The following is a 25666-nucleotide window of genomic DNA, read 5'->3' on the forward strand; positions in this document are numbered from 1 at the left end:
GCCGCGACCCAGAGGGCCGTCGGCCCAACTTCTCCCCGCATCCCAGGAGCTGTTCCCCCATGTACGAACTCACCGGCGTCACCAAGCACTACACCCGGGGCAAGGAGGTCGTCCGCGCCCTCGACGAGGTCGACCTGACCATCGGCGACGGCGACCGGCTGGTCATCCAGGGCCCCACCGGCGGCGGCAAGTCGACGCTGCTGCAGATGCTGGGCGGCCTGGACCGGCCCACCTCCGGCCAGGTCGTCCTCGACGGCACCGACCTGGCGAAGCTGCCCGAGGCCCGGCTCACCCGGGTGCGCAGCGAGAGCATCGGCTTCGTCTTCCAGTCCTTCAACCTGATCCCGACCCTGACCGCGCAGGAGAACGTCGAGACCGCCCTCGTCCCGCTCGGCTTCAAGGCCGCCGAACGGCGCGAACGGGCCGCCGAGGCACTGGAGTCGGTCGGGCTCGGCGAGCGGCTCGGGCACCTGCCGTCCGAGATGTCCGGCGGCCAGCAGCAGCGCGTTGCCATCGCCCGCGCCCTGGTCAAGCAGCCGAAGGTGCTGCTCGCCGACGAACCCACCGGAAACCTCGATGAGTCCATGCGCGACGAGATCATGGACGTACTGGAACGCATGTGGAAGGAGCACGGGCTGACGTTCGTCATGGTCACCCACGACTCCGCCATCGCGAGGAAGGCCCCGCGCGTCGCGACCATCCGCAAGGGCCGCATCACCGTCAAGGAGAACGCGGGCGCCTGAGGGGGAGGCCTGACCGCACCCTGGTATTGAGCAGTTGATCACCCCCCGGCATACTTCTTCTTCCGGGGGGTGGGGGTGTAGCGCACGTGTGCGAGCCTTCCCCCGGCCGAGTGGACAGGGAATCCGCTCGGCACTCTTTTTCCAGGGGGAGTTTTGCGCAGACAAGTGAAAAGAGCGTGCTTGGGCACGGTCGCCGCAGCGGCGGCCGTCGCCCTCGCCGCGGGTATGACCAGCCCCGCCTCGGCGGGGCCCGAGCAGCGCTCGGCCCACGCCGCCGGGCCCACGGCCCACCGCACCGTCACTCTCATCACCGGCGACCGGGTCACCGTGGACGCCAAGGGGCGCGTGGTCGGCCTGCACCGGGCCGAGGGCCGCGAGCAGATACCCGTGCAGGTCCGCCGGACGGGCGGACACACCCTCGTCGTGCCGGCCGACGCGTCCCGTCTGATCGCCTCCGGCAAGCTGGACCAACGCCTGTTCGACATCACCGAGTTGAACAAGTCCGCCACCCGCAGGTCGCTCAAGAACGGCCTGAAGGTCATCGTCGGCTACCAGGGCGCGGCCACCACCGCCCGGGCCGACGTCCGCGAGGCCGGCACCCTGCGCCGGGCCCTGAAGGCGCTGAACGCCGACGCGGTGCAGACGCCCCTCAAGGACACGCCCGAGCTGTGGAAGGCCCTCACCAAGGGGGACCGGACCAGCGCCGGCATCGCGCACATCTGGCTCGACGGCGTCCGCAAGGTCAACCTCGACAAGTCCGTGCCGCAGATCGGCGCGCCGAAGGCCTGGCAGACCGGCTACACCGGCAAGGGCGTGAAGATCGCCGTCCTGGACACCGGTGTCGACGCCACCCACGACGATCTGAAGTCCCAGGTGGTGGCGGCCAAGAACTTCTCCACCGCCGCCAGCACGACCGACCGCTTCGGCCACGGCACCCATGTCGCCTCCATCGCGGCGGGCACCGGCGCCAAGTCGGGCGGCAAGTACAAGGGCGTGGCGCCCGGCGCCAAGATCCTCAACGGCAAGGTCCTCGACGACGACGGCTACGGCGACGACTCCGGCATCCTGGCCGGTATGGAGTGGGCGGCCCAGCAGGGCGCCGACATCGTCAACCTCAGCCTCGGCGGCCCGGACACCCCCGGAGTCGACCCGCTGGAGGCGGAGGTCGACAAGCTCTCCGCCGAGAAGGGCATCCTCTTCGCGATCGCCGCGGGCAACGAGGGCCCGGAGACGCTCGGTTCGCCCGGCAGCGCCGACTCCGCCCTCACCGTCGGCGCCGTCGACAAGAAGGACCGGTTCGCCGACTTCTCCTCCACCGGCCCGCGTCTGGGCGACGGCGCCATCAAGCCCGACGTCACCGCGCCGGGCGTGGCCATCACCGCCGCCGCGGCCAAGAACAGCCTGATCGCCAAGGAAGTTGGCGAGAGCCCGGCCGGCTATCTGACCATCGACGGCACCTCGATGGCGACCCCGCACGTCGCCGGTGCCGCCGCGCTCCTCAAGCAGCAGCACCCCGACTGGGGTTACGCCGAGCTGAAGGGCGCGCTGGCCGGCTCGGCCAAGGGCGGCCCGTACACCCCCTTCGAGCAGGGCGCCGGCCGTATCGCCGTCGACAAGGCGATCCAGCAGACCGTGATCGCCGACCCGGTGTCGGTGAGTTTCGGCATCCAGGCCTGGCCGCACACCGACGACGAGCCGGTCACCAAGCAGCTGACCTACCGCAACCTCGGCACCGAGGACGTCACGTTCAGCCTGGCCATGACGGCCACCGGCCCCAAGGGCCAGCCCGCCCCGGCCGGTTTCTTCACGCTGGGCGCGACCGAGGTGACGGTCCCGGCCGGCGACAAGGCCTCCGTCGACCTGACCGTGAACACCCGGCTGGGCGGCACTCTGGACGGCGCGTACTCGGCGTACGTGACGGCGACCGGCGGCGGGCAGACCGTCCGCACGGCCGCGGCCGTGCAGCGCGAGGTCGAGTCGTACGACGTCACCGTCAAGCACATCGGCCGGGACGGGAAGCCCGCCGTCGGCTACGACACGGTCCTGTTCGGCTACACCGGCCTCGGCGCGGACCGCGCCTACCAGGTGCCCGCGGGATCCGGCACGTCGACCGTGCGCGTGCCCAAGGGCACCTACCTGCTGGATGCCTGGATCGCGAAGGACTTCACCACCTTCAAGGGCGGCCTGGACTGGCTGGTCCAGCCGAAGCTGACCGTCACCGGGAACGTCACGGTCACGGTCGACGCCCGCAAGGCCAAGAAGGCCGACATCACCGTGCCGGACAAGACCGCACGGCAGCACATCGGGACGATCGGCTACGTCTACGACCCGGCGATGATCGACCTCTCCGTGATCGTCGACTCCTGGTCCGATCTGCGCACCGGCTCCATCGGCGGCGACGTCACCGGGCTCACCCAGGCCTGGAGCGGCCAGTGGACCAAGGGCGCGAAGGCCGAGTACGACGTGGCGACCTCCGCGACGGTCAAGCGGTTCCAGGGCGGCAAGGTCCGCCACTTCGCCGCGCGTGAGCTCGCCACGGTGAAGAACAACGTGGGCGCGGGCGCCTCCGGCAAGACCGGCGCCGTCACGCCGTTTGGCATCCTCCCCGACAGCATCGCCGTCACGGACAGCATCGAGCAGAAGCTGCCGGGTACGCGGACGCTGTACCTGTCGACTGGCAACGGCATCATGTGGGGCCTGTTCATGGAGCAGTTCCGCGGCCACGACAAGAAGGGCCGGCCGATCACCGAGGCGCTGTACGCGCCCGACAGCTTGAAGACCTACAAGGGCGGCAAGACCTACACCAACACCTTCAACAGGGCGGTGTTCGGTCCCCACCTGAGCCGGAACTACGGCGTCTTCCGCTACGGGAACGAGCTCTACGGCGCCCTGCCGCTGTTCTCCGACTCCCAGGCGCACTGGGGGCTCTCGACATTCACCTCGGCGAACACGACCCTGTACCGCAACGGCAAGAAGGTCGCCTCCAACAAGGACCCGCTGTTCGGGGACCAGCCCTTCATCGTGACCGCGGGTGACGCCCAGTACCGGCTGACCACCTCGGTCAAGCGCAGCGTCAAGGTCGCGAACGCCTCCACCCGCGTCGACGCGAGCTGGACGTTCCGTTCCAAGAAGCCGTCCGGCCGGGCAGAGGTCCAGCTGCCGGCCTCCATGCTCCGCTTCAAGGCCGGCACCGGCCTGGACAACCGTGTCCCGGCGGGCAAGAAGGCCACCTTCCCGGTCACCGTGGAGGGCGCGGCCGCGGGCAAGAACCTCAAGTCGCTGAGCGTCTGGGTGTCGTACAACAGCGGCAAGACCTGGAAGAAGGTCACCGTCACGAAGGGCAAGATCACCGTCAAGAACCCGGCGAAGGGGAAGGCGATCTCCTACAAGGCCAAGATCACGGACAAGAAGGGCAACGTGTCCACGGTCTCGATCTACGGTGCGTACTACGGCAAGTGAGCCGGTAGTCGACGGCCCTTGATGGGTTGATGGGCCTGACGGTCCGCCGGAAGCATGGCTTCCGGCGGACCGTTTTCGTTCCCGTCCCCGCTGGGCCCGGGTTGGCCTAGGGTCGTGGCCATGACAGCCGAACTGACCGCGATGATCACCGCCGTCGTCGGCGTCCTCGGTACGCTCTTCGCGCCCGTGCTCAGCCAGCGGCTGACCGCACGCGGGCGCGCGGAGGAGGCCGAGGCGGCGGAACGCAGACGGCGGTTCGAGGAACGCCGCGACGCGTACACGGCGATGAACCGGGCCTCGCGCCAGTTCCACACGCTTCTCAAGGACGCCCTGCACCGCATCCGCGACGGCGTGTACTCGGAAGAGGACCGCGGCCGGCTGGAGGAGGCGCGGCGCGACCACCGCGACCGCTATGCCGAGGCCCAGATGGTGGTGCCCGAGCGGATCCTGAGCGCCTCGCGGGCGGTGAACGAGGTCCTCGCGGGCGTCGACGCCGCGGCCAAGCGCCTCGACCGGGGCCTGGCCGGGGAGGTCGAGAGCGCGGAGCAGGCCCTGCTCGACCTGAAGGAGGCCGAACCGCGCCTGTCGATGATGCGCAGGATGATGCGGGAGGACCTGGGCGTGCGGGACTGAGGCGTGCGGAGCCGGGTGGTCCCTGTGCGGGACCTCTGGAAAGGGGCGACGACTGAGCGGGATGCTCCTGCCGGGCGGATGTGCGAGACGGCCATCGCTGGATAGAGTCGTCCCGTTACAACTGGTTGTGGGGACAACCGGAGTGCCTTGGGGAGGGCCCGCAACACATGAGTCGTCGTTCTAATGGCTTGGTCGGTGCCTGGGCTGAGATGCAGAGGCAGCAGCAGCGCCAGATGGAGGCCGAAGCCCGACGGCGGCGTCAAGAAGCGCAGCAGGCACGTGTCCATCAGCGGCGAGCCGCACAGAGCCATCGCGAGTACAGGCAGGCAGAGGCCCGACGCCGTACCGAGGAACTCGACGCACAGGTTGCGTCCCTGCAGGCTCTTCTCGCCTCGGGTTGTCAGGCTCCCGCGTTCAGGGCTTCCTCTCTCACGCGCCGTGAAGAGATCCAGCCCTTTGCTCCAGGCCCACTGGCGCAGCCCGTGCCCATGCCGAATTTGGATCACTACCAGGCGCAGGGCGGGTGGACTGCCAGTCGCCGAGCACAGGCGCAGGCCGAAGCTCGGGCGCGCTTCGAGCGGGACTGGCACGCGGCGCAGGCGGCGGAGGCGCAGCGGCAGCAGCAGCTGGCGTCGTACCAGCGGGAGTACCAGCAGTGGGCCGACGCCCAACTGACCGATGTACGGCGGCACAACGCCGGCATCGTCGAGCTGACCGAGGGCGTGAGGCGCCGCGATCCCGACGCCGTGGTCGAGTACTTCTCCGCCGCTCTCTACGCGTCGACCGCGTGGCCGGAGGGTTTCCCCCGCCAGGTGGCGGCGGCGTACGACGCGGCAGCCGGACAGTTGGTGCTGGACTGGGAGCTGCCCGCCTACGGCGTCGTCCCCGAGGTCAAGTCCGTCCGGTACGTGTCCGCGACGGACCAGGACAAGGAGACCGCCCGGCCGGTGACTCAGCGCAGGGCCCTTTACCGGGAGGTTCTGGCGCAGTGCGCGCTGCTCGTCCTGCACGAACTCTTCGCCGCGGATGAGCTGGGCGCGCTCGAGTCGGTGACCTTGAACGGCTTCGTGGACGGGCACGACCCCACGACGGGACGGCCGGGCCACATCTACCTGGCGACCGTCATGGCCCCGCGCTCGACGTTCCGCGATCTGCACTTGGCGCAGGTGGACGCCTGCAGCTGCCTGGCCGATGCGCTGCGCGGGCAACTCTCGGCCCGCCCCGACCAACTCACTCCGGTACGGCCGAGCCGCCGGCCGCAGGAGGTGGGGAACCGTGTCGTCACGCATGGCAGCGATGAGGAACCCGACCTGTACGAGATGGATCCGATCGCTTTCGAGGATCTCGTTGCCGATCTCTTCCGGGCCATGGGGATGCAGGCAGTCACCACCCAGCGCTCGAACGACGGCGGAGTGGACGTCGACGCGCTGGATCCGGCACCGATCCGCGGTGGCAAGATCGTCGTCCAGGTCAAGCGCTACCGCAACACGGTGCCGCCCACCGCCGTGCGCGACCTGTACGGGACCGTGCAGGACGTCGGCGCGAACAAGGGCGTGCTCGTGACGACGTCGAGGTTCGGCCCCGGCTCACACACCTTCGCCAACGGCAAGCCGCTGGAACTGATCCCGGGAACCGAACTCGTCGACCTGCTGCACCGCCATGGGCTGCGCGGACGCCTGGGCGATGGCGCCCGTCAATCAGCGGCTCAGCCGACGACGACGGTCGTGGACACTGGGCCGCCCGACGACCACAACGTCCTGGGCATGTCGTGGACCGGAAGTGTCGCCCTGGACGTGTGCGCTCTCGTCTGCCGTGGCAACCGTGTCCTCAGCGACGATCACTTCGTCTTCTTCAACAACCCGCGTACACCGGACGGCTCCGTGCGTGCCGTTCCCGCCAACCCACCCGACAAGGCCGCGATCTGCGTCTCCTTCGACGCGCTGCCGGCCGAGGCCGACCGATTCGTACTCGTGGCCGCCATCGACCCGGAGGTCAACCCGGACGCCGACCTCGCGGGCTTCACGGACGCCTCCATCCGCCTGTTCGACCCGAGGCTGGCCGAGCTGGGACGCCTGGAAGTCTCCGACGGCCGTCCCCATGAAACCGCCCTGGTACTCGGCTCCTTCCGCCGCAGGCCCAACGGTGACTGGGACTTCGTCCTGGGCGGCAGGGGCTACACGGGCGGCCTGGAGGAGCTCGTCCAGGACTTCGGCATCGAGGTGGAGTAGAACCAGTGGGCGGGGCAGTTCGAAGATCTGCCCGCGATCCCATGAAGCCGAGCGCGCGCAGACCAGGGGTGGTCTGCGCGCGCATCACGGAGGCGTGCGCCTCCTGTGCCGTGCTGGTCGAAGCCGGCCGTCCTAGCAGAAGCCGTTGAGGCCCCACCATTCGCCGTCGGTTCGCGCGCCGGCCGTCAGGGTGCCGGTGTCCCGTCCCCGGTAGGTGACCAGCCAGCCCAGGTGGCCGGAGTAGCCGTCGATCACGTACTTCGTGTTGGTCACGGCGGCGAGGTCGGGACGCCCGTCGCCGGAGAAGTCGCCGACCGAGATCAGGTTCGCCATGGCGTTCCAGCCGCCGGAGCCGATGAGCTTGCGCGCGCCGAGCCTGCCCGTGGAGGTGCCCGGGTAGAGCCACAACTTGCCCGTGGACGCCTCGCGTGCGTAGAGGTCGGGACGGCCGTCGCCGGTCACGTCGCCCATGCCGACGAGCGCGTTCATGCTGTTCCAGCCGCTGGAGCCGATGAGCTTGCGCGCGCCGAGCTTGCTGGTGGAGGTGCCGGGGTAGAGCCACAGCTTGCCCGTGGCCTTCTCGACCGCGATCAGGTCGGAGCGTCCGTCACCAGTCAGGTCGCCGAAGGCGGTGATGTGGTTCATGGAGTTCCAGCCGCTCGAGCCGAGCAGCCTGCGGGTGCCCAGGGAGCCGGTACCGGTGCCGGGGTAGAGCCACAGCTTGCCGGTGGACGCCTCGCGGGCGATGAGGTCCTCGCGGCCGTCTCCACTGAAGTCGCCGTGGCGGGTGAGGGCGCTCATGCTGTTCCAGCCACCCGCGCCGATGAGCTTGCCGGTACCGTTGCCCGGAGTGAGCCAGAGCCGTCCGGCCATGTCACGGACGATCATGTCGGCCCTGCGGTCGCCGTTCATGTCCCCGAAGCCCAGGGCCTTCGGGGAGGTCTCGGAATACCAGCGCGGGTAAGCGGGCTGGCTGCACTCGCGCTCGGTGCGGACGAACTTGATCGAACTGGTGGTCGCGTCCGGGCCCCAGCTCCACTCGTCGGCCTTGTTCGGCTTCTGGGCCCAGTAGCCGCCCCACGGCACGTAGTTCTTGTCCTCGTAGAGGCAGGCGATCTTCTTCGTACGGTTGGTGTACGTGTGGATCTTGTTGTCCCAGCTGCCCAGGTCCGCGACGTTCTTGTTCGTCTTCCACATCGAGCCGTTGGGGCCCTCGCCCTTCCACCCGCAGAAATAGCCCGCCGGGCAGCTGTTCGAACTCGCGGCCGCCGGCGCGGCGTTCACGGCGGCCAGACCGGTGCCGGCGAGCACGAGGCCGACGAGTGTCGCCACGCCTCGGTTGAAACGGTTCTGCATGTGCTGTCTCCCCTCCCTTGGACGTGCGCCGGTGCCTCGTCCCGTCAACACCTCGGGGTTTCCGGATGGTTGCTGCGGGCTCCTGGTGGCCGTCCGACACAAGCCAGGTGATCGTAAGGCACCTTGAGCTCCCCTTGCAGCGCCAGTTCCCGCGCACCTGGCGGCGTCGACGGGGCGCGGTGATCCGTGGAGTTCGCCGGCCGATCGTTCTCTCAAGGCGACGACGAGCGGCGAAGGCCTCCACTTCTTTCCTGTCCCACCGCACCTGCTCGTAGCCGCGGCCGTGAGGAGTTTGCCACGGTATCTGCGTCCCCGGCTCGTAGGGGAAGCGGGCCCGACTGTCGTGGACCGTGGCTGACTATCCGTCCGCGACATGGCCCACCGTGTCGAATACGACGTCCAGATCGGCCACGTGGTCGTCGAACCGGCCGCCTGCGTAGTCGATGACGTTCCGGGCGCCGAGGCCCGCGACGAATTCGGTGTCGCGGGCCGGGGCGGTCGCGGTGACCCGTGCGCCCAGCGCGGCGGCGATCCGTACGGCGAACGAGCCGACGCCTCCGGCACCACCGTGGACGAGGACATGCTGGCCGGACTCCAGGTGGGCTTGGCCGACGAGTCCCTGCCATGCCGTGAGCGCCGGCAGTGGGACGGCCGCCGCGCTGCGGTGGTCCAGGCCGGCCGGCTTGGCGGCGAGGATCCCGGCCGGTACGGCGACGTACTCGGCGGCGGCTCCGTCACGCAGGAACGGGATGAGCCCGTACACCTCGGCACCCAGGGCCGGGGCCGTGACACCGGCCCCGTGCTCGACCACGACACCGGACACCTCGTGCGCGGGAATGACGGGCGTCCGCTCCCGCCCGGATCCGTCGAAGCTGTCGGTCCAGGTGGCGTCCCAGGCAAGCTCTCCTGCGGTGATGGAGGCGGCCCGTACCGCGACGACGACGTCGCCGGGGCCGGGCCGGGGACGCGGCGCGGCCTCGTAGACCAGTTGTTCGGGGCCGCCGCGCCGGTGAGCACGTACTGCGCGCATCGTGGCCATGAGGCCGTCACCTCCTGATGATGGGCGGTGCCGTGCCGAAGGCCACGCAGTCACGACCAGCCTCACAGGTGCGACCGAAGCCAGGCATCGCCCATTCAAGGGATCTCTGCCGCCGCGCCGTGCCGATCGGGCAGGATACGCCGGCGCCTGCGAGCCTGCGCTGTCATGTGCTCCAGTAGGGGGTTGATCAATGGATTGCCCAGGCTTCTGTGGGAGTCACGCGCTTGAGCCGACGAGACACAGCAGATGAGACGAGCACGGGGTCGGGAGGAGAGTCGTACCGGTCACTGTCTTACACGTGGGCGCGCACGAACGGGCGATGGGCGATGGCCGCTGAGCGTGCCGACGGCCCTCCCCGGTGCTTAGCATGGTGCTGTTGAGGTGACCGTTTCGTCACGGTTTCCGCAGGGGGTTCCTTGCGTGAAATCGCGTTCGTCCTGCCGGCGCCGTCGCGGCCGTGCATGTCATCGGATGGAAGCGAAACATGCAGCAGCAGACTCAGACGATTCCGAAGACGCGTCTCGGCGTCGGTTACACAAGAGACCGAGCTGGGCTGCCGCTCGAGGCGGTGCGTGTTCCCGTCCCGCAACCGGCCGCCGACCAGGTTCTGATCCGCGTCGCCGCCTCGTCGCTCAACCCACTGGAGTACAAGCTGGCCGAGCTCAATTTCATGGGACGGACGCCTCCCGTAGCCCTTGGTCTTGATCTCGCGGGCCTGGTGGTTGCCGTGGGCCATGGTGTGAGTGGCGTAGCCGTCGGCGACGCGGTTGCCGCCATGGCCGATTTGAACGGTGATGGCGGCTGGGACGCAACGGGCGGGAGCGGAAGCGAAGGCGGCTATGCCGTCACCCGTCAGTTCCTCACTGCCCGCAAGCCGCCATCCCTGAGCTTCCGCGATGCGGCGGTGCTTCCGATGGCCTTCCTGTCCGCTTTCGCGGGTCTTTACCGGACTGTCCAGGACGGTGACACGGTCTATGTCCCCGGAGGCGGGGGCGGCGTCGGGCATCTCGCCGTGCAGATGGCGGCGCGTGCCCTGGGTGCTGGACTGGTCATCAGCAGCGGCAGCACGCCGCAATCGATCGCTCTGGCCCGGCGTTGCGGGGCCCAGCACGTTTTCGATTACAAGCGCGACGACGTTCCGGCCGAAATCGCGAAGCTGACGAACAGCCGGGGCGTCGACCTCGTTTTCGATGCCACCTACAGCGAGCGGGGCTTTGTCGAGACCGCGAAGGCCGTCCGGCGGGGCGGCAGTTGGATCGTGCTCGGCGTCGGCCCCGGCAAGACGACACGCTTGGTCGAAACGGACAGCCCGGTGGATGCCATCCTCGCCGAGCGCGGCGCCGAGCGTGTCGACGTCAATTTGCTGCGCTACTTCTCCGAACCCGCCACGCTCGACAGCGAGGCGCAGGCCTTTTTGCAGCGCGGGATGGTTCTGGCGATGGAGTGGGCGACGCGAGGACGTGTGGTCCCGCACGTCAGCCAGACCATCGACAGCACCGTTGAGGCGATCAACGCGGGACTGCAGTCGCTCAAGGCGGGCCGTGGCACCGTGGGCAAGGTGGCGGTGATCGTGGATGGCGACCTGGCCGCGGAGAAATGACGGACGGCCGTCTCGCGCCCCGGATGCCCGTGCCCCATCCACGCACGCCGCGCTCAGCTCCAGCCGGATCGGCGACACCCGTAACAACGACGGCCCGGGGACCGGACCCCGCGATGTCACTCGGGGGCGAAGGAGAAGCTGCGCCACGGACCGGTGACCCTGGCAACCTGGTCGGACTGTCCGATGTCCAGGTAGTTGCGCTGCCCACCCGGCGGCACGGTGCAGTCCGGTGTGGTGTACAGAGCCAGGTTGCTCTGTGTCCGGTTCTCGACGTGTGTCACGCCCTCGGGGAAACGGTGACATCCGTGGATCGGCGGGTTGGAGACGGTTTCCACGAGCCTGACACCGTTCCGCGCCACGATCTGACCGGACGCCTGGTCCCGGCACGCGGTGAGCGCAATGCCGACCAACGCGATGCCGATGAACGCGGCCAGCGACCGTGAAGAAGGCATCGAGCCTCCTGAAGTACGGGGAGCTGCAGGAAACGTCGTCCTTCCTTCACTATCCGACAGACCTGACGGACCCGCATGGTGAGGACAGCCGTCGCGGTCCGTGGACCGAACCGAGCGCTCGGTGACGGCGACCGCCGGCATCTCCCAGGCCACCGGCTACCGCTACCTGTACGAAGGCAGGCATCGACGGCCTCGCCGATCAGGCCCCAGACCTGCACGGGGTCCTGGACCGCAGCCGACGCGGGACGGTGAGCCCCCTATGGCCGTCCGTACGGCACCGGCAGACCGGTGAACGCGTCCAGGAGCACACGCTCGCCGAGCGGCCGGTCCAGCTTCACCGGCACCACCTCGCTGAGCCCCTGGTCGGTGCAGGGACCCTCCTTCCTCCCGACGACGGACGCGGACAGCACCACACTCCCGTCCGTCTCCAGCACAGCCACGGCAGGACCGTTGTCACAGGCCCCGTGGTCGGCGATCACCGTGACGGACCGGCCGTCCCTCGCGGTCCCGGCCAGCTGCCGAAGCGGCTGCAACGTGTCGCTGGGCCCCTCCGCTATCGGCTCGACCGGCGGCGTGGGGGGCTTCAAGGGACGGACGGCGGCCCGCTTGAGCGGAGTGCCGTAGCCGTCCAGGGTGAAAAGCCAGGCCGGGACGGTCGCCGGGCCGCGGCTGGTGGACAGGGTCATCTCACCCAGCTTCGCCCCGGTCACGGTCAAGTGCGGTCCGTCGTTGCCGCCGCGGGCCACGGCCTCGTAGGCCTGCCGCGCCTCCATCAGCGGCAGCGTGAGCGAGGCCCCGCTCTCCCACTTCACCCGGCCGTTCTTCCGTGGCGCGGCGGGGAGTTGGCCGCGCAGGGCGAAGTTCTGGTTTCCGTAGGCCTGCTTGTCGGCTGCGTCGTGGAAGGCGTCCTCGGGCAGCTGGACCACCTCTCCGATCGGGTAGTAGCCCTTCCGCCAAGCCCGGGCGGCCTCGGAACCGTCCCAGGCGTCGGCGACCTGACGAGCGCGGGCCTCCGCCATCGGGCTGTGGCCGGGGGTGCGGGCCTGAACGCCACGACCGCTGTCCTGTTCGCTGCCGCAGCCGGTGACGGCCCCGCCCGCTACGGCGAACAGTGCGAGGACGAGGAACAGTTGGGCGATGCGTGCGGACATGGGTCCCCCTGGGTCCGACGGTGACGAGCACAGGCTTCGCGGTGTGGGGCCGCGGCGTGCTGCTCCTATGACGTACCAGGCCCGGTTTTCGTTGTACCCGAGGGCGACGCCGCACCGTCGACGGCACAGCAGCCACAGTGGACCGGCGGCGGCCATCTCGTCCATGTGGTCTGTCTCTTGGACGAGGTGGATGCCGGCGGACTCGCAGATCTCGACGGCCGCCTGCAGCTCGCCGGGTCTCCAACGGGACAGGGGCGTTCCTGGGGCAGCAGTCGGGCGGCGGAGTCCAGGTCCCCACTGGTGACGAGGGCTTGGATCTCGTGGGCGAGTGGGGTCACGTCGCGGATGGCGACCGTCCACTCGTCCGCATAGCGTCGTACGGCCTCACCGGACAGGCCGAGTTGCAGGGACCGGTACGGCAGGGGCTGCAGGCGCGGGTCGCGCTCCGGGTCCCACTGCACACGGGTGGGCGCGCGTTTCAACTGACGCTGCCAGGTGGCGCGGTCGGCGTGGACCCCACGGGCGTAGCTCGGCAGACAGGCGTGGCGCAGCACCCACTCGAAGCCGTCGCGGGTGATCTCGACAGCGAGAACGGTCTCCTGCCCCGCCCTGGCGCCCCAGTCGCAGCGGTACATCATGCCCGCCCAGCACCACGGTTCGCCGCGGCGGATGGTGTGCACTCGCCGGTTCCGGCAGCTACCGGGTCCGCTGCCTGCCTGCCTCCTGCCTGCCTGCCTGGGTGGGGCTAACCCCCTGTCGAAGACGCCGGTCCACCGCAGTGCACAGGCCCCTGTGCACAGACGACTGTGTACGCATGGCACAGGAACCCGGCACTCCCGGACCACATGCGCTGGCCGGGCAGGCCCCGGCGCTGCCGCCCGATCCGGTCGAACTCTCCGACCTCGCCACCCTGAAGGCGCTCGCGCATCCGCGTCGGCAGCGCATGCTGCAGCACCTCACCCTGCAAGGCCCCGCGACCTCCGCGACGCTCGCTCGGGCGCTGGGGCTGAACACCGGCTCCACCAGCTATCACCTGCGGGAACTCGCGCGGCACGGCTTCGTGGAGGAGACGGCGAAGGCGCAGGGGACGAAGGAGGCGGGCGGGGCCACCGGCCGGGAGCGGTGGTGGCGGGCGATCCCGGGTGACCGGCGGTTCCCGCCGCGCAGCCGGCAGAGCCCTGAGATGCGGCTCGTCATGGACGAGCTCAACCACCACGCCTACGCGGCCGACCTGCAACTCTTCGAGCAGGTTCAGCAGGACACCACCGACGACGACCCTTGGGCGGACGCCTTCCCGTACTCGCGCGGCAGCCTACGGCTGACGCTGCCCGAACTGCACGCGTTCTTCGAGGAGTACATCGCCCTGCTCAACCGCTACAAACGCCCCGAGGCCGGCACCCCGTCCGGCGCACGCACCGTGCTTACCCGAATGCTCGCCTTCCCCGCACCCGCCGTCGACGGCCGCGACGGCCGCGACGGCCGTGCCGCGCACACCACGAATCCGCCCACGGCGAAGAGGACCGAACCCTCATGATGCTGCGCTATGCCCTGAAGTCGGTCCGTGCCCGCAAGGCCGGATTCCTCGGTGCCTTCCTCGCTCTGATGTGCGCGGCGGCCCTGATCACCGCCTGCGGCACCCTCTTGGAGACGGGCCTGCGCGGGACGATCCGCACCGAGCGCTACGCCGCCACCCCCGTCGTGGTCTCGGCCGACCAGAGCGTCCACCAGACCACCGTCAAACACAAGAAGGGCAAGACCAAGATCAAGCACAAGGCGAAGCCCATCGCCGAGCGCGCCTGGCTCCCGCAGAGCCTGGAAGGCACCCTCGCACACTCCCCGGGCGTCGCCCGGGTCGTGCCCGAACTGACCTTCCCCGCAGAGCCGTTGGTGCCGGACGGGACGGGCGGCCGTACTGCCTACGGGCATGCCTGGGAGTCCGCCGCCCTTACGCCCTACAGGCTGACCGCGGGCAACGCGCCGAAGGTCGCGACCGACCTCGTCGTCGACTCCTGGCTCGCCGGGCGGGCCCACCTGAAGGTCGGCGGCGCTTGCCGGCGTCTCCGTGACTCTGGCCGGAGCCTGGGCCTCCGCCCGGGTCGCTTCCCGCCGGATCGCCCGGATCCGTCCGGTCGAGGCGCTGGCCGAGTCCCACACCGAGCCCGCGCGGCCTCCGTGGGGACGTGTCCTCGCGGGGCTCCTCCTGCTGGCCGGCGGCGGCCCGCTGCGACTCACGGGGCCGGGCAGCCGGCTGGCCACGGCCAACCTGCGCGGCAACGCCGCCCGTATGGCCTCCGTCGTCACCCCTCTCACCCTCCTCGTCGGCATGACCTGCACGGTCCTGTTCGTCCAGCCCACCCTCGGCAACGCCGCCCGGGCCCAGGCCCGCGAGGGCGTGCGCGCCGACTGGGTCGTCGTCTCGGCCGGACCGGGCGTCCCGGCCGAGGCTGCCCGGGAGCTCCGTGCGCACCACGACGTGGCCACCGAAGTGGTGCGTACGACCGTCCGGGTCGGCCTCGACAAGTACGCGGCGCAGGGCGTCACCCCCGTCGGGCTCACCCGCACCTGGGACCCGGGCGTCACCGCAGGCTCGCTCGACCGGCTCACCGACCGCACCGTGGCCGTGAGCGAACTTGCCGCCGACCAGCTTCACCTGAAGCCCGGCAGCACCCTGAAGCTCACGCTCGGCGACGGCACACCCGCCACGCTGACCGTTGGCGCCGTCTACACCAAGGGGCTCGGCTTCGGAGACCTCACCTTCACGCACGACCTGGTCGCACGCCACGTCGACAGTCCCCTCGCCACCTCTGTTCTCCTCAGCACGACCCGTACGCAGACGCAGATCGCGACCGCGCTCCGTGATTTCCCCGGCGTCCGTGTCGTCTCCCCACAGACCGCCGACCACCTTCAGGCAAAGCAGCGGCAGGCGAACGCGGAGGTCAACTACCTCGCCATGGGACTGGTCCTGGCCTTCACCGCCATCGCCGTCGTCAACACGCTCGCCATGTCGGTCTCCGAACGAGTCCGTGAGTTCGCACTGCTCCGACTCGCGGGGGCCACACGCCGACAGGTGCTGCGCATGCTGCGTACCGAGGCGCTGTCGGTGCTGCTCCTCGCCACCGTGCTCGGCAGCGGCATCGCCCTCGCGGTCCTGACCGCGTTCAGCGTCGGCATGACCGGCCGCGCTGCCCCGGCCGTCACTCCGCTGCTGTACGTCGCCGTCGTGGCCGTCGCCGGACTCCTCGCCCTCGTCGCCACCGCCCTGCCAGGACGCGCGGCACTCCGGGTGCGCGCGGTGACGGTGGCCACCGCCAAGGAGTAGCGCCAGGAAGCTGACGGGCGGACACCGCACACGCATGGTCAGCTTGCGTGTCAGAGAACTCCCCTACGAGCGCAGTCGCCTCCCGTGGCCACGCTTGCTCCCGGCGAGTGGCATGCCCTCATCCTCGGTGGTTCACCCCGCGAGCCGACCCGGGCGCCGGCGAACCTTCCCGGACAGGCCAGCAGGAGCGGATGACGTCTGTGAACGCGGCTTGATGACCCACGTCAAGCCGTGCTCACAGACCATTTCACCTGTCTTCGTTGCCACCATCCACGGCTCCTCCAAGCCGGAGCGATGCCGATCGGGCAAGAGGCGCCGGTCCCGCCGATGGGTTCGTGGTGCGTTGCAGGCAGTCAATGAGCCGCGAGACTGCCTGAGCCCGGCATGGTCGGGCCCCATGCCGTGGCCTATGGTGCCCACCGGGAGCTGACCGCGTGGTTTCGTACGCGTTCAGCGACAGCGTCTGTCCTGGTTGTACTGGCAGTTGGTGACCGACGAGCTCATGGATCTTCATGAGAGATGACGGCACTGGTGGCGACTGTCGGGGCCGTGGAAGCGAGGGGGCACCGGTGAGTGAGCGGCACGTGCTGAAGATGCTGCGGCAGATGGCGAGCGGGCAGCCCGTTGAGGTCGCCCCGGGCATGGCGTCAACGAAGGAGTTTGCCCGACTCGCCTCTATCGCCCAGGAGTTCGGGTACGAGTACGCAGGCGTTCGGCAGAAATGGGGGTACGTGATGTTGTTCGTGCCCGGCCTCAGCCCGCAGGGCCGCGCGCGAGCCGCACAGAACTGGGCGCAGTACCCGAATGCGAGTGACGGGGGAGCGCTGCCGCCCCTCGTGCCCGCGGCGATCGAGCTCCTCAAGGCCCGCATCACGTTCGACATGACCGCCCTGTACGGCAACCAGGTGATAAGGAGCATCGGGCTTTGCGTCATTCTTCTCGGCCTCGGGCTCCAAAGGGGCACCACTTCCGTTCTCCTCGCCGGCGCCTTCTGTGCCGTGCTGATGGTCGCCGTACCTCTCGGACTCGCCATCAATCGACGTCGCAAAGCCAAGTGCACCGCCCTCCTGCAGGCCGCCGGGTTCATACCGGTGACCGACCAGAACGGACGGCTGCGGTATGTGCCGCCGAGCGGGCAGTTTCCTGGCCAAGGCAATCCGTTCGCCGGCAGACCGTAGTGCCCACGGCGCCGGGCAGGGGACACGGTCCGCCTCGGTTGCTGACCGGCCAATAAAGGCGCGTGCCTGCCTGCCCAGGCCAGGGCCGTTAGGGTGCGGCACCATGAGTACGGACATCCATGGCGGCATCGGCGCGACGGAACGCGTGGAGTGGACTACCGATGAATCGGTGTGCACATACGAACCGTCGACGCTGTCCTGGGTCCTGGTACTCACTGGCCACACGTCTTCGCCGTGATGAAGGCTCTGGCAGGCCGCTTCGGTGACGACGGTGTCCGCTTGGTCGTGGCGTTCGACTGACCGCGCCGAGCCGCTTACCTCACACAGCGCAGCGGCGCTGTGGGCAAGAGCATGGATGGATGATTGTCCGCTCCGGAGTAGAAGACCTGGTTCGCCTTCGTGGCACCTGGTTGGCGGACTTCGTCATGGCGTCCCTTCGACTGAGCAGCACTAGCCGTCGTGGTGACGGACCAGATCGAACTGCTCAGCCGGTCGGTCGGCGGACAGGACCGGGCGTGTTCCAGCCCGCCGCGTGGTCCGGGGCCCACTGTGAGCTGTGAGCGGGGTTCAGTCCCTCGCTCCATCGGCCAGGAAGGCGTTCAGACTGTCGAGGAGCATGGTGCTGCCCTGCTCGGCCATGTCGCGTTCCTCGGCGGTGTCGCAGGTCTGGCGGAGCACGATCTGCGTGTGGTGGTCGTCCTGCTCGTCGAGTTCCATGGTCATGGCCGCGGGCGCGGGCTTGCCGGGTACGTCCATGCCGACCACCAGGAGGCGGTTCTCGACGACCTCGAGATAGGAGCCGGTCAGTGGGAACTGTCCGCCGTCGGGCGTGACCATCATGGCCTTCCACGCTCCGCCCGGCCGCACGTCCATCTCGACGGAGCCGGCAGCGGCGTAAGCCCACTGGGCATACTGCTCGGGGGTGGTCCACGCCTGCCACACCCTCACCGCGGGGGCGTCCAGCGTACGAGTCAGCTTGTAGGAGAAACCGCCGGCCGGGGTGGTCTGCTCGGTGCTCATCTTTTCGTCTCCTGGTCTCATGTTGCTCGGGACTGTTGCACCTGTAGACACCCGCGGGAGCGGAGATTCATCGGTCTGCCGGAACTTCTTGCACGGCCATACTGCACGGATCCTGCGTTGCGGTTCTTCCATGGCGTACAGCGTGGAGTCGGCCGGTTCAGGAGGCCACTGATTTTCGACTGCCGTTCACCGTGACGGAGCGTGCCGGTGGCACCGTGCGGACGGTCGGTGCGCTCCTCGTGGCGCTCGGCGACCGCAGGGCGGGTCGGACGGGCACGGAATCGCTTCGAAGACTCGTGCGTTGAGGACAGTGGGCATGGGATGCCGGTGGTGTGGGAGCCGAGTAGCCCGATCGACCGAGCTGACAGACATTGGAGGGGCCGTAATGGCTGCGCAGACGCAGAGGGCAGTGCTGGCAGGCGGATGCTTCTGGGGGATGGAGGAGCTGATCCGCCGGCTCCCGGGCGTGACTGCGACCCGGGTCGGATACACGGGGGGTGACGTGCCGAACGCGACGTACCGTAACCACGGCACGCACGCGGAGGCCATTGAGATCCTTTTCGACCCCGCGAAGACCGACTTCCGCGCGATCCTGGAGTTCTTCTTCCAGATCCACGACCCGAGCACCAAGAACCGTCAGGGCAACGACATCGGCCTCAGCTACCGCTCGGCGATCTACTACGTGGACGACGAGCAGAAGAGGATCGCCGAGGACACGATCGCGGATGTGGACGCCTCCGGACTGTGGCCCGGCAAGGTCGTCACCGAGGTGGAGCCGGTCGGCCCCTTCTGGGAGGCCGAGCCCGAGCACCAGGACTACCTGCAGCGTTACCCGGACGGCTACACCTGTCACTTCCCGCGCCCGGGATGGAAGCTGCCCGCCCGCGCGGAGGGCTGACCGCGAGGCGGCTGGCGGAAGGCGGAGAGCCGACCGGCCGAGGCTCCGCAGCCGGGCCGCGCCTGCGGGGCCGGCGCCGCCCTGCTGTGGACGATGGGGGCCGGCGGCGGGACACTTCCGGGAAAGGGCAGAACGGGTCCGGCGGTCCCGATCCAACTTTGCTGAACCCGTGCGTCTCAGCCGTCGGTCGTGGCGACGCCGGTGGGGCAGGAGGCGCCCCAGTTCGTCTCGAAAGGGTCACCCGGCTTGACGCCCGTGCCGCCGAGCCTGCCGCGTCATGTAACCCGTTGCACGCGTTGTGTGCCCGATGCGAGTACTGCCACGCGTCCCCGCAGGCGTTGCTTCCCCCGTGCCTTCGACTGCTGGCTCGTCGAGACCGCTGGTGCCGTCGCCTGGGTCAGCATCGTGTTCGCCCCTGCGCGTGATCAACTTCTGGCTATTCGCGTGAGAGGACCCGGGTGATGCCTGTGGCGAGCGCGGTGGCCAGCAGCCAGCCCGCACCGATCAGGAGCCAAGCAAACCACTGCGTCGGCCCCGTCGGCTGGAACGCCCGCTGCTGACCGAAGTCGATCACAGGAAGGAGCAGGTCCAGGCTGTAGATCACGGGACTGAACACCGGATGGCGCGTACCACTGGGCGGGACGGGCCGGTGCAGGGCGAAGACGGTGGCACCGGTGGCGAGCAGGGCCAGCAGCCACACCGCAGCACGTTCGGGCAAGTAGCCGTACCCGACGGTGGCATCCTGCACATGCCCCCAAACGCGGGCGTACCAAGGGAGTGTCGTGCGGCGGTGACGCTGGCGGGTCAGGAGCACGGTCCGGGCATCGCGGTCCTGGCCGATGGACTGGTAGACGGTGGCGAGCTGTTGGTACGGCTGGGGTCTGTACCCATCGGGATCACGGCTCAGCAGCTCAAGGCGGTGGTTGACAGGTAGGTGCGGTTCCAGCGACCGGTAGACCAGTCCATCGAGTTGGAGGCGTGGCTGCTCGTGGCGGTCGTCATGAAGCCGGAGTACACCGATGGCGGCGTGACGCAGGTCCATGCCTCCCGCGGTCCGCGCGGGCCGCAGGAGTAGCTCTTCGGCTTGGAGGTGATGGCAGGACAGGGCGTTCCCCTGGGTGGGTATGAGGGACGCGGTGTCGAAGCTGACCGACCCGCCGACGGTGGCGCTGTTCAGCGTCACCGCTCCGTCGGCACGGAAGCCCTCGCTGCAATCGATATTCGTGGAGACCTGGATACCGGGGGCGGACAGGGCCTCACCGCCAGGTCGGTGCAGTGCGGCCCCTCGCAGGTGCAGACCTTCACTGAGGCGCGCCTGAAGCAGCCGCAGCTCCCCGTCAGCGCGGAATCCGTCGGTCGCGACGACACCCTTCGCCTCAAGGCGTGTGCCGTCCAGGGCCAGACCGCCGGCATTGGAGAGGTACGCGCTCTGGAGGAGCAGGCTTCCGCCGATTCGGGCGTCAGGCACGCTGACCCTGCCCTGAACGCGGCAGTTCATCAGGTCGAGGTTCCCGTCAACCGTCGTGGCGCCCATCCCAAGCCCCGGTAAGTGCGAGCCGCCGAAACTGGTCACTCGGAGTTTGGCCCCGTACAGCTGCGGTGCCTCCTCGAACCAGCACTCCTCCAGCCACAGCACACAGCCCACCTCCGCGAAGAGCAGGCGAAGCTTCCCCGACACCCGGGCGCCCACCAGGTGGACCATCGGAGTTTCACCGCTGACGGCGTCGGCACTGCCCAGCAGCAACGAGCGGATCACCGAGGCCCGCACCTGACGTTCAGGCCCCCAACTGCCACCGTCCGTCACCGATCCGCCATCCGCGTCGCGCGGGCGCAGGTCGACTTCACCCCCTGCGGCGAATGCCTCCCAGAGCCGGAGTTCCGGGCCAGTGAGGTCATCAGGGCGCATCCGGGGCCTCCGGCTGGTCGGGAGCAGGGTCTGGCCATGGTCAAGCTGGGCGAGAACGCTGCGCAAGAGTGCCGCTGCCCGTGCCGTACCACGTCGCTCCAAGCTGCACTCGGGCGAACAGCGACCGAGGGCGCCCGTCGGGCGGTTACGCTCCCCGGCCCATCGAACCCTGGGCGTGCCTACCGCTGCTCGGACTGACCGACTCGCTGGACGCCGCCGTGGGATTGTTGGCCCTCCCCGCCAGGCCGAACGTCACTGGTCGCCGGAGCGGCGCGGTGTTGTCATGGGTAGGGAGACGGGACGTGGACGAGAGGCCGCGAAGGCCGGGGCGCCGCGCCGTCGCGAAGCGGAGGAGGCCGATGCCATGCTGCACCGCCGCACGGTCGGTGACGTGATGACCGAAGAAGTCATCACCCTCCGCCCCGACACACCGTTCCACGAGATCGCCTCCCTGCTGGACGCGAATGACATCGCCGCGGCCCCGGTCATCGATGATGAGGGCGCCCCCATCGGCGTCGTGTCCGCGTCCGACGTGCTGCGGCATGAGACCGGCATGCCCGATCCGCAGGGGCAGTACGGGAACGACGAGCGCGCGTGGGGCAAGGCCCGGGCCCGGACCGCGGGCGCGCTCATGAGCAGCCCTGCCTTCACCGCCCGTGCCGACTGGACGATCCCCCGGGCCGCGCGGGAACTCCGCAGGCGGCACGTCAAGCAACTGCCGGTCGTCGGCGACCACGGGCTCCTGACCGGCATCGTCAGCCGTAGCGACCTGCTGACCACCTTCATCCGCTCCGACGTTGAAATCCGCGGCGAGGTCGAGCGGGACGTCCTGGGGCGCATCCTCGGCCTGGAAGAGGGCACCGTCGCGGTCGAGGTCCGGGACGGTGCCGTTACCCTACGGGGTCACGTCCCGGAACCGCGTCTTGTCCCGGTGGTCGTGGGCCTGTGCCAGGGCGTCGACGGTGTCGCAGCCGTGGACGCCCACCTCGCGGTCGCCCGGGCGGACTAGTCGCTGGTGACTTCTCGCGCCGGAGAGATGCACGTCGGGCTGTACGCCCGTGCTCGATCGCTCGACGTCCGGGACTCACGGAACTGCCCAACCAGCTTGAAGAGCCCGATCACTGCGACAGCGCTTCGTCTGCGGTCAGTGACCGGTAGCGCGGCTGTTGATGGCGCTGCCGGCCATCCCCGACACCCGCCACGGCTCGGGGCCAACCAGCTGATGCCACTCGTGTCCCCACCCGCCGGCGCAGTAGCGCCCACAGAACCGGCCAGCGGTAACCGCGACGTCGCCGCGGCCTCGTGCGAGAGGACCTCAGCCATCCGCCTTGGCCACACCGATCGGGCAGGACACCCCGGTGCCCCCCAGCCCGCAGTAGCCCGCCGGGTTCTTGTCCAGGTACTGCTGGTGGTACGCCTCCGCCGGGTAGAACTCGCGGCCCTCGGCGGGGAGCAGTTCCGTGGTGATGCGGCCGTGGCCGGAAGCCGTGAGGACCTTCTGGTAGGCCTCGCGGGAGGCTTCGGCGGTGGCCGCCTGGGCGGGGGTGTGGGTGTAGATCGCGGAGCGGTACTGGGTGCCCACGTCGTTGCCCTGGCGGAAGCCCTGCGTGGGGTCGTGGGACTCCCAGAAGACCTGGAGGAGGCGCTCGTACGAGATCTTCTTCGGGTCGTAGACCACGCGGACCGCCTCCGTGTGGCCGGTCAGGCCCGAGCAGACCTCCTCGTAGGCGGGGTTCTCCGTGGAGCCGCCCTGGTAGCCCACCAGGGTCGTCCACACGCCCGTCGGGAGCTGCCAGAACTTGCGCTCGGCTCCCCAGAAGCAGCCCAGACCGAAGTCGGCGATCTCCAGGCCCTCGGGGTAGGGGCCGAGGAGCGGATTGCCGAGGACAGTGTGACGGTCGGGGACCTCGAACGCAGGCGTGGGCCGCCCCTTGAGCGCCTGCCCGGGGGTGGGCAACTGCGGCGTTCGGCCGAAGAGCACGGGGTCTCCCTGTCGGTCTGGGGCGGGCCCGTCCGTCACAACGGGCCCGTCGGTTTCGCCGCTCCCGCGTACGCGGGCGACGGCATAGAGGACAACGATCCTGCCGCCGCCGTCATTCCGGCGGGCGCACCGGCTTGCGCCGCCGCAAGCTCAGGCGGTCGACCCGGTGGCCGAGCCTGTCCGGACGCGCGGCCGGTACCGCTCAGTGGAGCAGCGTCGCCGGGCTGCCGCCGTTGGCCTCGTAGCCCGCCACGGCCAGGGCCCGGTAGACGGCGAACTCCGCCGCCGGGTCCTCGGACAGAGTCCACGGCACCGCGCCCACATGGCCGTCGACGTGTATCAGCTGGCTCATCGCCTCCGCCCAGCGCTCGGAACGGACCAGGAAGAAGAGCAGCAGATGGCGGACGTGGGCGAGCATCGGGTCGTCGGGGCGGGCCGCGTGCACCGCGAAGAGCGCGCCGTGGACCGCCTTGGTCACGACCTCGCTCTGGTAGAAGCCCCTGACCAGGTTGACCTCGGGGAGGTGCTCGAAGACCGCGAACAGCGGCATGGCCGCCAGCAGCGAGCCCCGGGGCGCACGGGCCGCGGCGGCCTCCGCGAAGGAGTACGCCAGCTCACGCGAGCCGTGCCACTTCTCGCACCAGTAGTGCAGGGCCGCCAGATGCGCCCCTGTGTGAGCCGGCGCCCGGTCGAGGATCTTCAGCCACAGCTTCTCGAACTCCGGCTGCGAGTACGCCAGGCCCCGCGCCACGGACAGCTCGACGATGTACGGGACCGGGTCGCCCGGGGCCAGCAGCGCCGCCTGCCCGCACGCCTCCCGGGCCTCCTCCATGATGATCCGGAACTCGTCCGTGCCCGGCGTCGCCGTACGCCATGCCTGCTGGACCAGGAACTCGGCGTGCACCGCCGCGCCGCCCGGGTCCTTGGGCACCTCGGCCCGCCACACCCGCAGCCACTGCCCACCGGGCGCCTCGCTGACCCCGCCCGGCCGCTGCTGGAGCTCCAGCGAGGCCGCGCCGGCGAAGGCCTGGATCCGCTGCCAGCGCAGCTCGCCCTCCTTCTCCGTGCCCACGAGGAGCTGGGAGGCGGCGCGGTAGTCCTGCGTGCGCTGCACCAGCTCCAGGACGTCCAGCAGGTCCTGGTCCGGTCCGGGCATGCGGACGTCGAGTTCCTCCTGCCGGACGAAGCCGTAGTTCGCCGGATCCGCGGCGTCCGGATGCCCGGGCGCTACCTGCTCGATGCCGGCACGCCTGCGCCTGAGGAACGGGACCAGCACGAAGCCCAGCATGGCCAGCGCCATCAGGACCCAGAAAATCTCCATGCGACAAGCGAACCAGACGGCGCCGACACTTGGCCAACCTGTACCGCGAGCCTGTGGATAACCCTGCCTCCCGTGCGGCCCGGGGCCCGCCGTCCGCCACCACCCCCACAAGCGCACTACCCTCGGGCCCATGAGCGACAGGCACATCAGTGAGCACTTCGAGACGCTCGCGATTCACGCGGGCAACACCGCCGACCCCCGGACCGGGGCGGTCGTCCCGCCGATCTACCAGGTCTCGACCTACAAGCAGGACGGCGTGGGCGGTCTGCGCGACGGCTACGAGTACAGCCGCAGCGCCAACCCGACCAGGACCGCCCTGGAGGAGAACCTCGCCGCCCTGGAGGGCGGCCGCCGCGGACTCGCGTTCGCGTCCGGACTGGCGGCCGAGGACTGCCTGCTGCGCACGCTGCTCAGCCCCGGCGACCACGTCGTCATCCCCAACGACGCCTACGGCGGCACCTTCCGTCTGTTCGCCAAGGTCGTCTCCCGGTGGGGCGTGGAGTGGTCGGTCGCGGACACCTCCGACCCGGGCGCGGTACGGGCCGCCATCACCCCGAAGACCAAGGCCGTGTGGGTGGAGACCCCCTCCAACCCGCTGCTCGGCATCACCGACATCGCCGCCATCGCTCAGGTCGCACGGGACGCGGGCGCCAAGCTCGTCGTCGACAACACCTTCGCCACGCCGTACCTCCAGCAGCCGCTCGCGCTCGGCGCGGACGTGGTCGTGCACTCGCTGACCAAGTACATGGGCGGTCACTCGGACGTCGTCGGGGGCGCGCTGATCGTCGGCGACGCCGGGCTGGGCGAGGAACTGGCGTTCCACCAGAACGCGATGGGCGCTGTCGCCGGACCCTTCGACTCCTGGCTGGTGCTGCGCGGCACCAAGACGCTCGCGGTGCGCATGGACCGGCACAGCGAGAACGCGACGAAGGTCGCCGACATGCTGTCCCGGCACGCGCGCGTGACGCAGGTCCTCTACCCGGGCCTGCCGGAGCACCCCGGTCACGAGGTGGCCGCCAAGCAGATGAAGGCGTTCGGCGGCATGGTCTCCTTCCGGGTCGAGGGCGGCGAGGAGGCGGCCGTCGAGGTCTGCAACCGCGCCAAGGTGTTCACGCTCGGCGAGTCCCTGGGCGGCGTCGAGTCGCTGATCGAGCACCCCGGGCGCATGACGCACGCGTCCGTGGTGGGCTCCGCCCTCGAGGTCCCCGGGGACCTGGTGCGCCTGTCCGTGGGCATCGAGAACGTCGACGACCTGCTCGAGGACCTGAGGCAGGCCCTCGGCTAGTGCCAAGGCCGTGAAGTTACGGCTCGGGCGGGGTTGTCCAGGGTCTTTGAGGTGTGGATTCGCCGGACATGAGGAGCGGAGCCCCGGTAGAACTGGC

18 protein-coding genes and 2 pseudogenes are annotated in these 25666 nt (G+C 69.7%); 11 read left to right on the forward strand and 9 right to left on the reverse strand.

What is annotated here, in order from left to right; translation table 11 throughout:
* The first annotated feature begins 59 nt into the window (after positions 1–59).
* The 4 genes from ACWEK3_RS18940 to ACWEK3_RS18955 all read left to right on the forward strand — a co-directional run bounded on the left by ACWEK3_RS18940 (position 60) and on the right by ACWEK3_RS18955 (position 7063).
* The gene (locus tag ACWEK3_RS18940) at positions 60–743 is read left to right on the forward strand and encodes an ABC transporter ATP-binding protein (protein ID WP_361413073.1); all 684 of its coding nucleotides are present in this window, start codon (positions 60–62) and stop codon (positions 741–743) included.
* A 225-nt stretch (positions 744–968) separates the two neighbouring features.
* The gene (locus ACWEK3_RS18945) at positions 969–4202 is read left to right on the forward strand and encodes a S8 family peptidase (protein WP_453250165.1); all 3234 of its coding nucleotides are present in this window, start codon (positions 969–971) and stop codon (positions 4200–4202) included.
* Positions 4203–4322: 120 nt separating this feature from the next.
* Positions 4323–4835 (forward strand): hypothetical protein, encoded by a 513-nt coding sequence (locus ACWEK3_RS18950; RefSeq protein ID WP_450543461.1) that lies wholly within the window; start codon positions 4323–4325, stop codon positions 4833–4835.
* Between the two features lie 167 nt (positions 4836–5002).
* Positions 5003–7063: a restriction endonuclease gene (locus ACWEK3_RS18955; protein WP_453250154.1), complete on the forward strand. Its 2061-nt coding sequence runs from the start codon at positions 5003–5005 to the stop codon at positions 7061–7063.
* Between the two features lie 132 nt (positions 7064–7195).
* Here ACWEK3_RS18955 and ACWEK3_RS18960 read toward each other — a convergent pair whose 3' ends face one another.
* Together ACWEK3_RS18960 and ACWEK3_RS18965 are read right to left on the reverse strand one after the other, a co-directional pair.
* On the reverse strand, positions 7196–8419 hold the full coding sequence (locus ACWEK3_RS18960; RefSeq protein WP_450543457.1) for an FG-GAP-like repeat-containing protein: 1224 nt from the start codon (positions 8417–8419) through the stop codon (positions 7196–7198).
* Between the two features lie 358 nt (positions 8420–8777).
* Positions 8778–9458 carry an NADP-dependent oxidoreductase gene (locus tag ACWEK3_RS18965; RefSeq protein WP_453250155.1) on the reverse strand — a complete coding sequence of 227 codons (681 nt, stop codon included), beginning with the start codon at positions 9456–9458 and terminating at the stop codon, positions 8778–8780.
* A gap of 484 nt (positions 9459–9942) precedes the next feature.
* Between ACWEK3_RS18965 and ACWEK3_RS18970 the strand changes: the two genes are divergently transcribed.
* Positions 9943–11058 carry a quinone oxidoreductase family protein gene (locus tag ACWEK3_RS18970; RefSeq protein WP_453250156.1) on the forward strand — a complete coding sequence of 372 codons (1116 nt, stop codon included), beginning with the start codon at positions 9943–9945 and terminating at the stop codon, positions 11056–11058.
* A gap of 116 nt (positions 11059–11174) precedes the next feature.
* On the opposite strand, the gene ACWEK3_RS18975 is transcribed toward ACWEK3_RS18970, so the two are convergent.
* The 3 genes and pseudogenes from ACWEK3_RS18975 to ACWEK3_RS18985 all read right to left on the reverse strand — a co-directional run.
* Positions 11175–11510 carry a hypothetical protein gene (locus ACWEK3_RS18975; RefSeq protein ID WP_453250157.1) on the reverse strand — a complete coding sequence of 112 codons (336 nt, stop codon included), beginning with the start codon at positions 11508–11510 and terminating at the stop codon, positions 11175–11177.
* 257 nt (positions 11511–11767) lie between these two features.
* Entirely contained in the window at positions 11768–12661 is an 894-nt protein-coding gene (locus tag ACWEK3_RS18980; protein WP_453250158.1) for a hypothetical protein, read from the reverse strand.
* A gap of 236 nt (positions 12662–12897) precedes the next feature.
* Positions 12898–13341, reverse strand: a pseudogene (locus ACWEK3_RS18985) (DUF4291 family protein); the annotation flags it as partial.
* A 134-nt stretch (positions 13342–13475) separates the two neighbouring features.
* On the opposite strand from ACWEK3_RS18985, the gene ACWEK3_RS18990 reads away from it, so the two are divergent.
* From ACWEK3_RS18990 to ACWEK3_RS19000, 3 genes and pseudogenes are all read left to right on the forward strand, one after another.
* Positions 13476–14195: a helix-turn-helix domain-containing protein gene (locus tag ACWEK3_RS18990; RefSeq protein WP_450543447.1), complete on the forward strand. Its 720-nt coding sequence runs from the start codon at positions 13476–13478 to the stop codon at positions 14193–14195.
* Positions 14195–15980 (forward strand): annotated as a pseudogene (locus ACWEK3_RS18995) (ABC transporter permease). The gene ACWEK3_RS18990 and the pseudogene ACWEK3_RS18995 overlap by 1 nt, the downstream one beginning before the upstream one ends.
* A gap of 584 nt (positions 15981–16564) precedes the next feature.
* Positions 16565–17158 (forward strand): hypothetical protein, encoded by a 594-nt coding sequence (locus ACWEK3_RS19000; RefSeq protein WP_453250159.1) that lies wholly within the window; start codon positions 16565–16567, stop codon positions 17156–17158.
* Between the two features lie 567 nt (positions 17159–17725).
* Here ACWEK3_RS19000 and ACWEK3_RS19005 read toward each other — a convergent pair.
* A complete protein-coding gene (locus ACWEK3_RS19005; protein ID WP_450543441.1) occupies positions 17726–18178 on the reverse strand; it encodes an SRPBCC family protein in 453 nt (150 codons plus the stop codon).
* Between the two features lie 385 nt (positions 18179–18563).
* On the opposite strand from ACWEK3_RS19005, the gene msrA (ACWEK3_RS19010) reads away from it, so the two are divergent.
* The gene (msrA, locus tag ACWEK3_RS19010) at positions 18564–19076 is read left to right on the forward strand and encodes a peptide-methionine (S)-S-oxide reductase MsrA (protein ID WP_450543439.1); all 513 of its coding nucleotides are present in this window, start codon (positions 18564–18566) and stop codon (positions 19074–19076) included.
* Positions 19077–19512: 436 nt separating this feature from the next.
* Here the strand turns inward: msrA (ACWEK3_RS19010) and ACWEK3_RS19015 are convergent, their stop codons facing one another.
* A complete protein-coding gene (locus ACWEK3_RS19015; protein WP_450543437.1) occupies positions 19513–20832 on the reverse strand; it encodes a membrane-associated oxidoreductase in 1320 nt (439 codons plus the stop codon).
* Between the two features lie 514 nt (positions 20833–21346).
* Here ACWEK3_RS19015 and ACWEK3_RS19020 point away from each other — a divergent pair.
* Entirely contained in the window at positions 21347–21991 is a 645-nt protein-coding gene (locus ACWEK3_RS19020) for a CBS domain-containing protein (RefSeq protein WP_450543435.1), read from the forward strand.
* 306 nt (positions 21992–22297) lie between these two features.
* On the opposite strand, the gene msrA (ACWEK3_RS19025) is transcribed toward ACWEK3_RS19020, so the two are convergent.
* Positions 22298–22963, reverse strand: a complete 666-nt coding sequence (gene msrA / locus ACWEK3_RS19025) for a peptide-methionine (S)-S-oxide reductase MsrA (protein ID WP_453250160.1) — start codon at positions 22961–22963, stop codon at positions 22298–22300.
* A 202-nt stretch (positions 22964–23165) separates the two neighbouring features.
* Positions 23166–24284 (reverse strand): hypothetical protein, encoded by a 1119-nt coding sequence (locus ACWEK3_RS19030; protein WP_453250161.1) that lies wholly within the window; start codon positions 24282–24284, stop codon positions 23166–23168.
* Between the two features lie 130 nt (positions 24285–24414).
* On the opposite strand from ACWEK3_RS19030, the gene ACWEK3_RS19035 reads away from it, so the two are divergent.
* Positions 24415–25569, forward strand: a complete 1155-nt coding sequence (locus ACWEK3_RS19035; RefSeq protein WP_361413083.1) for a cystathionine gamma-synthase — start codon at positions 24415–24417, stop codon at positions 25567–25569.
* The last annotated feature ends 97 nt before the right edge of the window (positions 25570–25666 follow it).

The organism is Streptomyces sp. NPDC004721, assembly GCF_053601495.1.